The 12,740-nt window shown below is 68.0% G+C and carries 17 protein-coding genes and 1 pseudogene; 12 read left to right on the forward strand and 6 right to left on the reverse strand.

The genetic code is table 11. The annotated features are described in order from the left end of the window. Nucleotides 1-61: 61 nt before the first annotated feature. Nucleotides 62-565 carry a DUF6328 family protein gene (locus QJS31_RS24535; protein WP_282785354.1) on the reverse strand — a complete coding sequence of 168 codons (504 nt, stop codon included), beginning with the start codon at nucleotides 563-565 and terminating at the stop codon, nucleotides 62-64. Nucleotides 566-576: 11 nt separating this feature from the next. Beyond that, on the reverse strand, nucleotides 577-1,032 hold the full coding sequence (locus tag QJS31_RS24540; protein WP_306357831.1) for a ChaB family protein: 456 nt from the start codon (nucleotides 1,030-1,032) through the stop codon (nucleotides 577-579). Nucleotides 1,033-1,132: 100 nt separating this feature from the next. On the opposite strand from QJS31_RS24540, the gene QJS31_RS24545 reads away from it, so the two are divergent. From QJS31_RS24545 to QJS31_RS24580, 7 genes and pseudogenes are all read left to right on the forward strand, one after another. Beyond that, nucleotides 1,133-2,644 carry an FAD-dependent oxidoreductase gene (locus tag QJS31_RS24545; RefSeq protein ID WP_306357801.1) on the forward strand — a complete coding sequence of 504 codons (1,512 nt, stop codon included), beginning with the start codon at nucleotides 1,133-1,135 and terminating at the stop codon, nucleotides 2,642-2,644. Nucleotides 2,645-2,930: 286 nt separating this feature from the next. Then, nucleotides 2,931-3,650, forward strand: a pseudogene (locus tag QJS31_RS37425) (metallophosphoesterase). A gap of 42 nt (nucleotides 3,651-3,692) precedes the next feature. Then, nucleotides 3,693-4,619, forward strand: coding sequence for a glycosyltransferase (locus QJS31_RS24560; RefSeq protein ID WP_306357804.1), 927 nt, complete (start codon nucleotides 3,693-3,695; stop codon nucleotides 4,617-4,619). Nucleotides 4,620-4,702: 83 nt separating this feature from the next. After that, the gene (locus QJS31_RS24565) at nucleotides 4,703-5,068 is read left to right on the forward strand and encodes a hypothetical protein (RefSeq protein WP_306357805.1); all 366 of its coding nucleotides are present in this window, start codon (nucleotides 4,703-4,705) and stop codon (nucleotides 5,066-5,068) included. A gap of 78 nt (nucleotides 5,069-5,146) precedes the next feature. Further along, nucleotides 5,147-5,548, forward strand: a complete 402-nt coding sequence (locus tag QJS31_RS24570) for a hypothetical protein (RefSeq protein WP_306357806.1) — start codon at nucleotides 5,147-5,149, stop codon at nucleotides 5,546-5,548. 35 nt (nucleotides 5,549-5,583) lie between these two features. After that, on the forward strand, nucleotides 5,584-5,904 hold the full coding sequence (locus tag QJS31_RS24575; RefSeq protein ID WP_306357807.1) for a hypothetical protein: 321 nt from the start codon (nucleotides 5,584-5,586) through the stop codon (nucleotides 5,902-5,904). Nucleotides 5,905-6,058: 154 nt separating this feature from the next. Then, on the forward strand, nucleotides 6,059-6,364 hold the full coding sequence (locus QJS31_RS24580) for a hypothetical protein (RefSeq protein WP_085996423.1): 306 nt from the start codon (nucleotides 6,059-6,061) through the stop codon (nucleotides 6,362-6,364). A 267-nt stretch (nucleotides 6,365-6,631) separates the two neighbouring features. Here QJS31_RS24580 and QJS31_RS24585 read toward each other — a convergent pair whose 3' ends face one another. Next, nucleotides 6,632-7,516: a helix-turn-helix transcriptional regulator gene (locus QJS31_RS24585; protein WP_029932311.1), complete on the reverse strand. Its 885-nt coding sequence runs from the start codon at nucleotides 7,514-7,516 to the stop codon at nucleotides 6,632-6,634. Between the two features lie 87 nt (nucleotides 7,517-7,603). After that, nucleotides 7,604-7,834, reverse strand: coding sequence for a DUF397 domain-containing protein (locus tag QJS31_RS24590; RefSeq protein WP_029932310.1), 231 nt, complete (start codon nucleotides 7,832-7,834; stop codon nucleotides 7,604-7,606). Nucleotides 7,835-8,149: 315 nt separating this feature from the next. Between QJS31_RS24590 and QJS31_RS24595 the strand changes: the two genes are divergently transcribed. From QJS31_RS24595 to QJS31_RS24605, 3 genes are all read left to right on the forward strand, one after another. Further along, a complete protein-coding gene (locus tag QJS31_RS24595) occupies nucleotides 8,150-8,971 on the forward strand; it encodes an SAM-dependent methyltransferase (protein WP_282782184.1) in 822 nt (273 codons plus the stop codon). A 185-nt stretch (nucleotides 8,972-9,156) separates the two neighbouring features. After that, complete coding sequence (locus QJS31_RS24600; RefSeq protein WP_282782182.1) at nucleotides 9,157-9,369, forward strand: hypothetical protein; 213 nt, start codon at nucleotides 9,157-9,159, stop codon at nucleotides 9,367-9,369. 98 nt (nucleotides 9,370-9,467) lie between these two features. Next, nucleotides 9,468-9,761 (forward strand): hypothetical protein, encoded by a 294-nt coding sequence (locus tag QJS31_RS24605; RefSeq protein ID WP_282782181.1) that lies wholly within the window; start codon nucleotides 9,468-9,470, stop codon nucleotides 9,759-9,761. Between the two features lie 73 nt (nucleotides 9,762-9,834). On the opposite strand, the gene QJS31_RS24610 is transcribed toward QJS31_RS24605, so the two are convergent. Further along, nucleotides 9,835-10,620, reverse strand: coding sequence for a GntR family transcriptional regulator (locus QJS31_RS24610; RefSeq protein ID WP_282782180.1), 786 nt, complete (start codon nucleotides 10,618-10,620; stop codon nucleotides 9,835-9,837). Between the two features lie 158 nt (nucleotides 10,621-10,778). Next, the gene (locus QJS31_RS24615) at nucleotides 10,779-11,120 is read right to left on the reverse strand and encodes a helix-turn-helix domain-containing protein (protein WP_282782178.1); all 342 of its coding nucleotides are present in this window, start codon (nucleotides 11,118-11,120) and stop codon (nucleotides 10,779-10,781) included. A gap of 79 nt (nucleotides 11,121-11,199) precedes the next feature. Between QJS31_RS24615 and QJS31_RS24620 the strand changes: the two genes are divergently transcribed. After that, nucleotides 11,200-11,931 (forward strand): SDR family oxidoreductase, encoded by a 732-nt coding sequence (locus QJS31_RS24620; protein WP_282782187.1) that lies wholly within the window; start codon nucleotides 11,200-11,202, stop codon nucleotides 11,929-11,931. 130 nt (nucleotides 11,932-12,061) lie between these two features. Then, nucleotides 12,062-12,694: a LysE family translocator gene (locus QJS31_RS24625; RefSeq protein ID WP_282782176.1), complete on the forward strand. Its 633-nt coding sequence runs from the start codon at nucleotides 12,062-12,064 to the stop codon at nucleotides 12,692-12,694. Nucleotides 12,695-12,740: the final 46 nt, after the last annotated feature.

The following is a 12,740-nucleotide window of genomic DNA, read 5'->3' on the forward strand; positions in this document are numbered from 1 at the left end:
CAATCACTGACAGTCCGGCGGTACCCGGTACCACCGGTTCGAAACACCAACACGTCGAAAGTTATTGCTGCTCAGGATATTCGGCGTGATCCCCGTCATCGCGGGCATCATCGCGCCGAATCCACGGGTAGACGCCCCAGACCAGCGCGAACAGCGCGCCCGCAGCACATCCCGCGATCACTCCGGCCAGCGTGCCGACAGCCACATCGAAGATCAGCACCGCGACGCCGGTCAGCGCCACCCCCAGCAGCGCCACACCGATCAGGTCGAAGATGTGCGCTGCGCGGACCACCTCGTCGAGCCGGTGGCGGCGGAACAGCAGGCGATGCGTGGACACCGGCGCCACCAGGAAAACGGTGGCGGTGATGGATGCCGAAACCGTCACCAGATACACGATCCGCATCGGGTCGGACAATTCGAACCGCGACTGGAAGGGCAGTATCAACAGAAAGCCGGTGAGCAATTGCACACCGGTCTGGACGATTCGCGCCTCCTGCACCAGGCTGTTCCAATTCCGGTCCAACCGTTGGGCTTCGGTTTCCCCCCGTGCTTCCCAATTCCACATCTGCTCGCCGTTCACCGCTGACTACCGGACGCCTCCGGTGTTTTTCGGCCACCCGCCCGGCGACGCGCCCGCTCGTTGTATTTGCGAATGGCGTCCACGAGTTGATCCTTGGTCATCTTCGAGCGACCGGAGATCTCCAGGCGCGTGGCGATCTCCCGCAGATGCTGTTTGGACGCATTGGCGTCCACTCCCTCGGCGGTCTCCCCGCGCGGGTTCGGCCCACCGTGTTCGGCCCGCTCATCCGACGGCCCCCGGCGCTGTTTGGCCTCCCAGTGATCGCCGACCTTCTCGTAGGAGTGCTTCAGCGCGGCATAGGCGACGCGGTGCGCGCGCTGCTCGCTGCCGTACTGCTCCAACGCCGAATCGTGCGCCTCGGCGAAGATCTCCTGGGCATGCTTGTCGGAGCGACGCAGCGTACCGGGCAGCTCCGAACTCTTGGGTTCCCCACGCTTATCGGTCTTGGGCATGGTCGCGGCCTCCTCTCGTACCGTCGCCATACCCCACGCCATCCCGGCCAATCACGCGCTCACGCCGTTTGACGAGGTGGGTCACGGCAATCCGGACCGTATGACGTCGATTTGGTTGCACGATGCCCGGCCGCCGACCTTCCCACCGCTCGATCCCGGCCGCCGGATCGACACCGCGGTGGTCGGCGGCGGCATCACCGGGCTGGTGACGGCGCTGCTGCTGGCCGAGGAGGGCATCGAGGTGGCGGTCCTCGAGGCCGACCGGCTCGGTGGCGTGACCACCGGCCACACCACCGGGAAGATCAGCCTGCTGCAGGCCACCCGGGCCAGTCGCATTCGCACCGTCCACGACGATCGCGTGCTGCGCGCCTACCTGGACGCCAATCGCGAGGCCAAACAGTGGTTGCTGCGCTACTGCGCCGATCACGACATCCCGGTCCAGACCGCCCCGGCCTACACCTACGCCCAGACCGAGCGGGCGGTGCCGATCCTGCGCGCGGAACTGGAGGCCACCCGCAAAGCGGGCCTGCCCACGGAATTCGTCACCGACCTGGACGTGCCGTTCCCGCACTGCGGCGCGGTACGGCTGGACGGGCAGGCGCAGTTCGACGCGATGGACGCCATCGCCGCGCTCGCGCGCGATCTCGCAGCCCGGGGCGTGCCCGTCTTCGAGCACACCCGGGTGCGCGGGCTGCGCCGCGAGGGCGACCGCCAGATTCTGGACACCGAGCACGGCGACCTCAGCGCGCACACCGTCGTACTGGCCACCGGCACGCCGATTCTGGACCGCGGCGGCTTCTTCGCCCGGCTCGAGCCGCAGCGCTCCTACGCCGCCGCCTTCACCGTGCCGGGCGACTTCCCGACCGGCATGTACATCAGCGCGGACGCCCCCGTGCGCACCCTGCGCCCCATCCCCACCGATCGCGGCGACCTGCTGCTCGTCGGCGGCACCGGGCACGGGGTGGGCCGCACCGAGCGGGCGCGCGCCCACGCCGACGACGTGGTGCGCTGGACCCAGCGCCATTTCCCCGGGGCCGAGCCGGTCTTCCGGTGGTCGGCCCAGGACTACCATCCGATCGCCGAACTGCCCTATGTCGGACCGCTGCTGCCCTGGAACGACCGGGTGCTGGTGGCCACCGGATTCGCCAAGTGGGGCCTGACCAACGGCGTCGCGGCCGCCCGCGCGCTGGTGGGCCGCCTGACCGGCAAGCCGCCGCACTGGGCGGACACCTTCGCCAGTTGGCAGCCGCGCGAGCTCGCGGGCGCGCTGACCGCCATGAAGGCCAATGGCGCTGTCGCACTCCAGCTTTCCTTCGGCTGGCTGGGTTTCGGCATCCGCGACGCGCTGCGCCGCGACGGGCCGCCCGCCGACGGCGAGGGCCGGGTGGAGCGCAGCGGGCTCGCGCCCGTCGGGGTGTGCACCGCCTTCGGCGCCACCCACCGGGTGTCCGCGGTGTGCCCGCATCTGGGCGGCATTCTCACCTGGAACGATGCCGAGATGTCGTGGGACTGCCCGCTGCACGGGTCGCGATTCCGGCACGACGGCGCGCTGCTGGAGGGCCCCGCCACCCGCTCGCTGCGCGCCGCCGACGAGCCCCGCGACCATGATTGACCGCGCGCCCGCCGGGTAGGTCCCGAATATGGTCGTCGCCCTGCACCGCCTGCTCGACACGCTCACGCGTGTGGTGAACACCCTGTTGGAGGACGGGGTGCCGTTCGCCGTCGCGGGCGGCTGCGCGGTGTACGCGCGCGGCGGACCGGCCACCGACCACGATGTCGACATCTTCGTCAAGCCCGCCGATGCCGAACGCGCCCGAACCACCCTCACCAACGCCGGGCTGCGGCCGGTCGATCGGAGTACCGCGACACCGGACGTCCCCGTCGCACAGCGCCCGCACCTGCGCATCGCGGCCGTCGGCGACGTGCACCTGGGCGCCGACGCCGCGGGCTCGCTCGCCCCCGCGCTGCGCGAACTGCCCGCCCGCGCCGACGTCCTGCTGCTGGCCGGTGACCTCACCCGGCACGGCACCGTCGACGAGGCCCGCGTGGTGGCGGCGGAATTCGGCGACGTGGGCGTTCCGGTGGTCGCCGTGCTCGGCAACCACGACCACCACAGCGATGCCCAGGACGAGATAGCCACGCTGCTCGACGATCACGGCATCACCGTGCTGGAGGGCAGCGCCGCCACCGTCACCGTCGGGGGGCACACCATCGGGGTCGCCGGAACCAAGGGCTTCGGCGGTGGATTCGCGGGCAAGTGCGCGAGCGTCTTCGGTGAGCGGCAGATGCGCGAATGAGCCTCGCACACCGTGGAGCTCGCACAGTCCCTGCGCACCGCACTGGCCGGGCTGCGCACCGATGTCACCGTCGCGCTCACCCACTACTCCCCCGTCAGCGACACCCTGCACGGCGAACCGCGCGAGATCTACCCCTTCCTGGGCTCCTATCTGCTCGGTGAGGCCATCGACGACTGCGGTGCGGACCTGGCCGTGCACGGGCATGCGCACGCCGGCTACGAGCGCGGTACCACGCCGGGCGGCATCCGGGTGCGCAATGTGGCCGCGCCGGTGATCCGGGCGGCCTTCGCGGTGTACGACCTGCGACCGGCGTGCGACTGATCGAATTCGTTTCGCACCGGCCGAGCAGGGCATCCGACCGGTATGAGGGACGCCTCGACCGAACCCCAGGCCCTGACCGTGCTGCTGTGGAATGTGCACGGGCCCTGGACGAGAGCCTTCGTCCAGGGCGGGCACCGCTACCGCGTGATCGACTCTCCGGCCGACGATCTCGACGATGCCGACCCGGATATCGTGGTGCTGCAACGCCCCCGGGAAATAGAACTCACCGAGGAGTTGCTGGGCCGCCGGCCGGGACGCGATCTGCCCGCCCTGTACGTGGAGCACGAGACCCCGCGCGAGCACGCGGCGCTGTCCCGCCATCCCCTGGCCGATCGCACCGATGTGCCGCTCGTGCACGTCACCGATTTCAATCGGCTGATGTGGGACAACGGCCGCTGCCCGACCCATGTGGTGCCGTACGGCGTGATCGATCCCGGCTACCGCTACGTCGGGACGCTCCCCCGGGCCGCCGCCATCGTCAACGACCCGGTGCGGCGCTGGCGGATCGCGGGAGCGGATCTGCTGGCCGGACTCGGCGACGCCGCGCCCATCGACGTGTTCGGCACCGGCACCGAGCGGCTGCATCACCTGCTCGGCCGCGCCGAGGACACGGTCACCGGCCGCGGTGACCTGGAACAGTCCCGGCTGCACGACGAGCTGGCGCTGCGGCGGGTGTTCGCGCACACCCCGCGCTGGACCTCGCTCGGAATGTCGGTCATCGAGGCCATGTACCTGGGCATGCCGATCGTCGCCGTCGGCACCACCGAGGCGTCGGCCGGGGTACCCGCCGAGGCCGGGGTGGTGTCCACCGACCCCGACATCCTCGCCGAGGCGGTGCGGCAGTTCGTGCACGAGCCGCTGTTCGCCGAACTGACCGGCAAGGCCGCCCGGCACTGGGCGCAGGCCAACTTCGCACTGCCGGACTTCCTCCGGCGCTGGGACCGGCTGCTGCGGGAACAGACGTCGTAGTCGTCACACCCGGTGATTGGCCGGGGCCGCCCCGGGTATCCGCGCGGTATCACCCCGTCCGACAGCACAGGAGGCCAGACATCATGCCTGCCGGAAACGAGTCGCCCGACATCCACGGTCAGCCGTCCGGCCCCGTCGCGGGCTCCGGCATTCCGGAGCAGCGGGGCCGGGGCGACTACGACCCCGATATCACCCGTACCACCCGACACCACGCCGGTGAATCGGTCCAGAACTCGCGCAACTGGCCGGGTCTGATCCTCATCGCGATCGGCCTCGTCGCCCTCGCGGGGACGCTGACCGCCGCCGCGTACAGCTTCCCCGGCTGGGCCATCGCCGCCGGTGTGATCGCGGTGCTGTGCCTGGGCTTCGGCATCGGCGCGGTGACCGCCGAACACCGTCGGGTCAAGTCGCGCGAAGGGCTACGCCTGTCCGATCAGCAGGGGCATTGACAGCAGCGAGCACCGGACACCAGAAAGCACCGGACACCAGAAAGCACCGGGCAGCAGAGAGCACCGACAGGAGACGCCATGGAGATGCCTGCCGCCGCCGGAGCCCGGCGGCACGGCGGTCGCGCCGCGGCGGTGCTCGCCGGGGCGGCGCTGCTGCTGACGGCCTGCTCCGATTCCACCGAGACCACCGTGCCCGGCAACTCCGCGCCCGCGCGCAGCCTGGTGATCAGCTCACCGGGCGTGCTCGCGGTCTCCGACGCGGCCGCCGACCAGCTGTGCGACATGATGCGCGGCGATATTCCCGGCTGGCGTGACCAGTGCCCGGATCTGGGCAAGGTGGCGTTCAACGGGACGGTGCACAACTGGGCACTGCGAAACAGCGGCGTGAACGCCGCCGTCGTCGACAATCGCGGCGTCGTCGACCAGATCACCACCGCGCGCTGTCCGGACGTCCGAGCGGACGCGCTGCGGGTCCTCTAGATCGAGAGCCTGGCCGAAGGATTGGCGGGATTCTGATGTACACACACCGTATCGCGGGCGCGGGCGCCGCTGCCGCCGTCGCCGCCGCACTGATCACCGCGGGCTGCGGGACAGCCGAGGAGGTCGTGAACAAGGGCGGTGACACGCCGTGCAGCGAATTCGTCGCGCAGGACGGTGAAAAGCAGCGGGTGACCGTCCGCAAATTCCTGGAACAAGAACAGAGTTCCACCACCGAACCGAGCGCCGACACCGTCGACGCGGCCATAGTCAGCATCAAGCTGATGTGTCAGGCCCAGGCCAATCCCGAAACCCCCATCAAGGAGGCTGATCTCACCGGAATTTTCGTCCCGAAGTAACTCCGATGATGATCTCTCGCAAACCTTTGGCATACTGAAATCCCTGCTCCCCCTGCATATTCGAGGTTGCAGATGTACTTGCATCTGTGCGGAGCAGGGTCATAGACTCATGCCTGTAAGGCAAACAGGGGACTACCAGACAGCCGTGCGGTGAATGGTCGGCGATTCTTCGCCGACGATTAGCCGGCGGCCTGGCGTCAGGGGCGTTCGCATGAATCAGCCAATCAACCTCAGCCGACTCGGGTTCGCCGACGACAGTCGGCACGAACAGCACTATTCCCGCGAGACGGCAACGGCATTCGTGATCGATAAGGTCGAATCCACCGGAGCGGCCACTCGGTACGATTTCGATATCGAGCGAATCGTCACCACCGCACACGCGATGGTGAACGATTGGGATCTACACCTGATGCAGCCGGAAGCATTCTGGCGCATCGCCTCGAGCTTCATCCGGCAGTAGATTCCGGCTCATATGCCGCAGGGTTCGACCCGCTCCGGGTCAGGCCCGAACACGCCGGAGGGGCCGCCACCTGGGTGGCGACCCCTCCGGCGTGAGCCTTGTTTGCCGTGAGCTGTGTCCGCGTGGGCCTTCTTGCGAGCCCTGTCCGTGATGTCGGGACCAGCGATGTCGGGACCATCCCGCACGTGATCTCGGGACCAGCCCACGCGCGAACTCCGGGACCGCCGCTCGGCCCCGGAGTTCCGCTGTCTCACAGGCTTTCCGCGCTCACAGCCGCTCAGCGATCTCCAGCAGCTTCGCCCGCGACCGTTCCGGCGCCTCGGCCTGCACGCTCAGCTGGTCCATGACCTGCCGGTACAGCTCCAGATCCTGACGACGATCCAGATAGAGAGCGCTGGTCAACTGCTCCAGATAGACGATGTCCGGGAGTTCGGGCTCGGCGAAGCGCAGCATGGTGAACGAGCTGCCCGCCGCGGCGTGGCCGCCGGCGGTGTAGGGCAGCACCTGAATGGTGATATTGGGCAGCTTCGACATCTCCACCAGATGCTCGATCTGCTCGGCCAGCACCTTCTCGCCACCCACGGGACGATGCAGCACCGCCTCGTCCAGCACCGCCCAGAAGCTCGGTGCGCCCGGTGCGGTCAGCAGCTCCTGCCGACGGCGACGCAGCGAGACCCGACGCTCGGCATCGGCGTCGTGTCCGAGCGCCACCACCGAGCGGGCGTAGTCCGGGGTCTGCAACAACCCCGGCACCAACTGGCCCTCGTAGGTACGAATGCTCTTGGCCGCGTGCTCGAGTCCGAGATAGGTCTCGAACCAGGGCGGCAGCAGATCTCCGAAGCGATGCCACCAGCCGGGCTGGTTCGCCTTGCGCACCAGATCCAGGAATGCCTCGCGTTCGCCGGGATCGTCGACACCGTAGAGCGTCAACAGATCCCGGACGTCGCGTTCCTTGAATCCGGTCCGCCCGAGTTCCAGGCGGCTGATCTTCGCGTGCGAGCCGCGGATGTGTTCACCAGCGGCTTCGCGCGTGATGTTGTTCGCCTCGCGCAACTTGCGCAGCTGACCCCCGACGGCGATGCGCAGGGCAGTCGGGCCACGCTCGGCGACAGTGGAATCCACCCGACCGTGTACAGCCGATTCTGCGATCATTGGGTCTCACTCCGATGCTCGGGTTATGCCGGCAGTGGACCACAACCCATCGTCGCGAACCACCGCGCCGATTGCCAATGCTACCTTTCAGCGCGCCAAATCGTCGAACTCTCCGCTCTTCGCGCCGCGCAGGAACGCATCGATCTCGGGGCGGGTGTACACCAGCACCGAGCCCAGCGGGTCACGCGAGTTCCGCATGGCCACCAGACCGTTGGACAGTTCCGCCACCTCCACGCAGTTTCCGCTCGGATTGCTGAAAGTGCTCTTGCGCCAAGCGAGTTCCGAGGGATCGATCCGGGTTGCCGATGTGCGTGTCATTTCCGACTCCTTGTCAAGTACCGCCCGCAGACGGTGTGCCCAGTACTTGCAAACGTTCGATCAGATGTTCTTACAGTTGCAACCGCAACCAGAACGATAGCACGCAGATTGCTCGCAAACGATCCCCTTCGGGTTCCTGATCCTTTGCAACACAACAGCTTTGATCTTGATGAAGCTCACACACTGCGAAGTTGCAAACTGAAACAGACGTTAACGACTGGTCGGTACGTTTAATCCCCGGGGCGAATCCCCCGTCCAGCAAGTCCGGATTTGCCGAATCTTGTACTGTCACTGGGCAGATCAGCATCCGTTCGCATGCGCACTCTCGTCGAGGAGAACCTCATGTCCGACACCGATCCCGCGATCCGAACCGACATCCCCCACTCCGCACGGATCTGGAACTACTGGATGGGCGGCAAGGACAATTACGACATCGACCGGGTCGTGGGCGACGCCAGCCTCGAGATCGACCCTGATATCTCCGCCATGGCCGTGCAGTCGCGGCAGTTCCTCATCCGCGCCGTGCGCTTCCTCGCCGGGGAGGTGGGCCTGCGGCAATTCCTCGATATCGGCACCGGCCTGCCCACCATGCAGAACACCCATGAGGTCGCGCAGGGCATCGCCCCCGAGGCCAAGGTGGTCTACGTCGACAACGACCCGCTGGTGCTCGCGCACGCGCGGGCCCTGCTGACCACCACCACCGAGGAGGGGGTCACCACCTATATCGACGCCGATTTCCACGAACCGGAGAACATTCTGATCTCTGCCCGCCAGGTGCTGAATTTCAGCCAACCGGTCGGTGTCATGTTTATGGGGGTACTCGGCCACGCCCGCAGTTACGAGGATATGCGCCACATCGTGCGCACCGTGCTCGAGGCCGTGCCGTCCGGCAGTTATCTGGTGTTCTGGGACGGCACCGTCGACAACCCGAATTACGTGAAGCTCTGCGAGGAGTACACCAAGTCGGGCGGCGTTCCCTACGACCCCCGCACCCAGGAGCAGCTGGCGGCGGTCTTCGAGGGCCTGGAGTTGGTCGAACCCGGCTTCGTTCCCATCACCCGCTGGCGGGTCGACCCGGCACAGGTGGGTTCGATCCAGGACGTGTCCGCGTACGGGGGCGTGGCGCGTAAACCCTGACGCCACAACAACACCGAACCGGACGAAAGCCGCGCAACACCGGGCTCGATCGTGCAGATGTACTTGCATCTGCACGATCCGCCACTTTAAACTCGTGATGACGAACAGGCCGGAATGCACCGGGCGGTACAGGAAGCGCCGAGCCAGCGTCGCCATCCGATATCTCAGCGGCCAGAGGCGTCCCCATGACTCAGATGCTTCAGCATTCCGGTACACCTCGCTCCATCGGGTCCGGAAAAGCTCACTTCACCGATATCAGCGGTGACTGCTCGGTGGAGCCGCGCGCTCTCACCTACCGCCAGGCACGGGCCGTGCTGCGCGCCCACGACCAGCACTTCGCCTGCCGACAGTATCTGGCCGCGGTGGCCTTTCTCTCCGCGGACTGCGACGACGACTGACCGCGGGCGCCACATGGTCGGTGGGATTCCCTTGCGTACCAGCGCATGCGACGGGTACCCCGGAAGTGGGACCGAACGCCACTGGAACGAGCGCCGAGATGATACTGACTGTCGCACAGGACCTGATCACCGCCGACCTGTACGCACAGGTCTTCAATCCCACGCCGGAGACGCCACCGGTCGCGGACAAGCTGCTCAAGCTGGTCCGCTACTTCACCTGGTTCGTACTCCTGGCCGGCACCCTCGCGATTATCTACGCGGGCGGTAAGTTCGCCTGGGAGAAATGGCAGGGCGGGCCGCTCGAATCACCCAAGCGGGTGGCGGCCGCGCTCGTGGGCGGCATTGTCGCCACCAGCGCGGGCACCATCATGAACGCCGCCATCGGGCAGTAATCGCGAACGACTCACCGGATTTCCGACATTTCCGGCAGTCGGGAATTCTCGTCCCAGACAATGAGACCGAGCGTTATGCGGTGGCGGCGTGCCGCACCGGCCCCCCGGTCGCCGCGGCGGTGTCCACACCGACGAGTTCGACGAACTTCGCCACCACCTTCTGGTGGTACATCCCGAACAGGTCCTCGAACAACGCCAACTGCGCCTCGCTGGGGCCGCCGTCGGAATCCCACACCGCCACCAGCGCCCGCCAGACCAGCACGTGCAGGTCCGGTGAGGCCGCGAAGTACGCCTGCACCGCCTCCGGCACCTCCAGCACCATATCGCCGATGGAGTTCAGCACGGCGCGCTGCATGGTGTGTCCGAGGGCGGTCTGCAACCGGCGCAGCAATGCGAGTTCGATGGTGAGCATCCGCCGGGGGTCCGGATCCTTGCTGCGCGCAATGGATTCCAGCTCGTCGATATCGGCCTTGAGCACGGCGGGATCGATGCGCCGCTCCCCCTCGGTGTAGTCGAGCAGGGTGTCGAGGACGATGGCCCGCTCCTCGTCGACAATGCTGCCGAACATCTCCAGCGCGACCTCCGGCATGGGCATGGACAGCCGGAACAGGCGACGGTACACCTCCACCCCGCCCTCGGTGCGCACATCCCGGATCGTGAATCCCTTGCCGCGGTGCGCATCGACGAAACCGTAGGATTCCAGGCGTCCCAGAATCAGCTGTGCCGTCGCACGATTCATCTTGAACTCGTCCGCGACCTGTCGAACGGACGGCATCAGCTCGCCGGGGGCGTACTGCCCGAACGCGACGCGCCGCGCGAGCTCATCCGCGACGTCCGCGACGACCGTCCGCTCTCCCATCTTGGCACCTTCCATACCCGTATTACGTCCCAGACAGCTTAAGTGTTAACCGGGCAAACCGCACATGCGTGCGGAATCGCGGGATTTGCCGGGAATCGCCTCGTAGTGCGGCGAGCGCACGGCATGGCAGGCGGCGCGCCGACGCGCCCGGAGTTCGCTCACGCGTCGTCCGCGAGCGCCCCCGCCCACCGGCGCGACCACGCCCACAGCGGCTCCAGCGCGGTCGCGAGTTCCCTTCCGGCAGGGGTCAACTCGTAGCTCCGATCGGTTTGCTTGACCACCGCGCCCGCACTCTGCAACCGCTGCAATCGCACCGAGAGCATGCTCGACGAGCAGTTGCCCATCCGGCGGCGCAACTCCAGAAATCCGAGCGGTCCGGGCTCGAGTTCCCACACCACCCGCAGCACCCACCGCTGCCCCACCAGATCCATCACCGCGAGCAGGGGCAGATCCGCGGTATTCGCGCGGCTGGCGGCGGGAGGTTCGCTTGCACTTCTCATTTAGAACCAGGATAGTGGTTCTGAATCAGAAGCACTGGTGCGGGGCCGGGACGATCGAACGGAGTGATGTGTGAGCCGAATTGTGTTGATCACCGGGGCATCCCGGGGCATCGGCGCCGACACGGCGCGGGTGCTCGCGGCGCGCGGCGACCATGTGGTGCTCAACTACCGGGAGAAGCGGCGGCGGGCCGAGGCGGTCGCGGCCGAGATCGTGGCGGCGGGTGGCAGCGCGTCGGTGGCGGGGGCCGACATCACCGATGCCGAGGCGGCGACGGGGCTGATCGACGCGGTGGTCGCGGAATTCGGGCGGCTGGATGTACTGGTGCTCAATGCCTCCGGCGGATTGGAGCGCGGCGCGGCGGCCGACTACGCCATGGCCGTCAATCGCGACGCCCAGTTGCGGCTGACCCGGCGGGCACTGGCGCACCTGGGGCCGGGTGGCCGCGTCGTCTTCGTCACCAGTCATCAGGCGCACTTCTCCGAGACCCGCCCGGTGCCCGGCGGATACGAGCCCATCGCGCGCAGCAAGCTGGCCGGGGAGCGGGCGCTGCGTGAGCTGTGCGGTGAATTCGCCGGGCGGGGAATCGGTTTCGTGGTGGTGTCCGGGGACATGATCGACGGCACCATGATCGTGCGGCTGCTCGAGCGCCGCGACCCGGACGCGGTCTCCGACCGCCGCGATCACGGTGCGCTGCCGACCGTGGCCGAATTCGCCACCGCCGTCGCCGACGCCACCGCGGTGGCGGCCGAACCCGGACACACCGTCTACGTGGGTGGCGCGGACTTCCTGAACCCGGCGCGCACCTCCTGACCGGCTGCGGACGGCACGATTCCGGCACGGACTGCCTGGTCAGCACTGAGAGCTCGGGTCAGCCCGCTCGGGTCAGCAGAGGCGCGCATTTCCGGTGGTGAGTCGCGCGGAGGCGTGACAGCATGAGCGGATGCCGCACTGGCTCGATGTGCTTCCCGAGTTCCTGCTCGCCTGCCTCGTGCTGGCCGCGCTGCCCGGCCCCGCCACCGCGCTGTTCCTGCAACGTTCGGTTCGGGACGGGCGGCGGGCGGGGCTGGCGGCGGTGGCGGGCAATGAGATCGGCGTATTCGGGTGGACGTTGGCGGGCGGGGCGGGACTGTCCGCACTGCTGGTGGCCAATCGGGTACTCAACCACGCGGTGCATATCGTCGGGGCGGCGGTGCTCATCTGGCTCGGGGTGCAGGCGTGGCGCAGCGCGCGCCGGCCGGAGCTGTCGCGGGCCACCCTCGCACCGCGCGGACGCACACCGGGCGCGGCCTTCCGCGCCTCGCTGCTGTCCATCGCCGCCAACCCCAAGGCCGCCGTCTTCGGGCTGACCATCCTGCCGCAATTCCTGCCCTCCAGCGGCCCGGTGCTGCCGACGGTGCTGGTGCTCGCGATCATCCAATTGGTCGTCGACACCGCCTGGTGTGTGGGCGTGGTGCTGGCGGCGGAGCGGGCCGGCGCCTGGTTGCGCGATACCCGCGTCCGGCAGCGGGTCGAGCGGTGCCTGGCGGCGGTCCTGGTGACGCTCGGCTTCGGCCTCGCCGCCGATGCGCGCTGACGCGAGTGAACCGGTCGGTACCGATTCCGTGTGTATCCGGGCCGCG

Source organism: Nocardia sp. CC213A, from assembly GCF_030766805.1.
Taxonomy (GTDB): Bacteria; Actinomycetota; Actinomycetes; order Mycobacteriales; family Mycobacteriaceae; genus Nocardia; species Nocardia otitidiscaviarum.

Bases quoted from the DNA above. Each gene is read 5' to 3' on its own strand.
- QJS31_RS24615 (WP_282782178.1), bottom strand. From the start codon at position 11,120: ATGAGAAGTGCAAGCGAACCTCCCGCCGCCAGCCGCGCGAATACCGCG.
- QJS31_RS24535 (WP_282785354.1), bottom strand. From the start codon at position 565: ATGTGGAATTGGGAAGCACGGGGGGAAACCGAAGCCCAACGGTTGGAC.
- QJS31_RS24590 (WP_029932310.1), bottom strand. From the start codon at position 7,834: ATGACACGCACATCGGCAACCCGGATCGATCCCTCGGAACTCGCTTGG.
- QJS31_RS24595 (WP_282782184.1), top strand. From the start codon at position 8,150: ATGCGCACTCTCGTCGAGGAGAACCTCATGTCCGACACCGATCCCGCG.
- QJS31_RS24600 (WP_282782182.1), top strand. From the start codon at position 9,157: ATGACTCAGATGCTTCAGCATTCCGGTACACCTCGCTCCATCGGGTCC.
- QJS31_RS24575 (WP_306357807.1), top strand. From the start codon at position 5,584: ATGTACACACACCGTATCGCGGGCGCGGGCGCCGCTGCCGCCGTCGCC.
- QJS31_RS24565 (WP_306357805.1), top strand. From the start codon at position 4,703: ATGCCTGCCGGAAACGAGTCGCCCGACATCCACGGTCAGCCGTCCGGC.
- QJS31_RS24625 (WP_282782176.1), top strand. From the start codon at position 12,062: ATGCCGCACTGGCTCGATGTGCTTCCCGAGTTCCTGCTCGCCTGCCTC.
- QJS31_RS24580 (WP_085996423.1), top strand. From the start codon at position 6,059: ATGGTCGGCGATTCTTCGCCGACGATTAGCCGGCGGCCTGGCGTCAGG.
- QJS31_RS24585 (WP_029932311.1), bottom strand. From the start codon at position 7,516: ATGATCGCAGAATCGGCTGTACACGGTCGGGTGGATTCCACTGTCGCC.
- QJS31_RS24610 (WP_282782180.1), bottom strand. From the start codon at position 10,620: ATGGGAGAGCGGACGGTCGTCGCGGACGTCGCGGATGAGCTCGCGCGG.
- QJS31_RS24605 (WP_282782181.1), top strand. From the start codon at position 9,468: ATGATACTGACTGTCGCACAGGACCTGATCACCGCCGACCTGTACGCA.
- QJS31_RS24545 (WP_306357801.1), top strand. From the start codon at position 1,133: ATGACGTCGATTTGGTTGCACGATGCCCGGCCGCCGACCTTCCCACCG.
- QJS31_RS24570 (WP_306357806.1), top strand. From the start codon at position 5,147: ATGGAGATGCCTGCCGCCGCCGGAGCCCGGCGGCACGGCGGTCGCGCC.
- QJS31_RS24560 (WP_306357804.1), top strand. From the start codon at position 3,693: ATGAGGGACGCCTCGACCGAACCCCAGGCCCTGACCGTGCTGCTGTGG.
- QJS31_RS24540 (WP_306357831.1), bottom strand. From the start codon at position 1,032: ATGCCCAAGACCGATAAGCGTGGGGAACCCAAGAGTTCGGAGCTGCCC.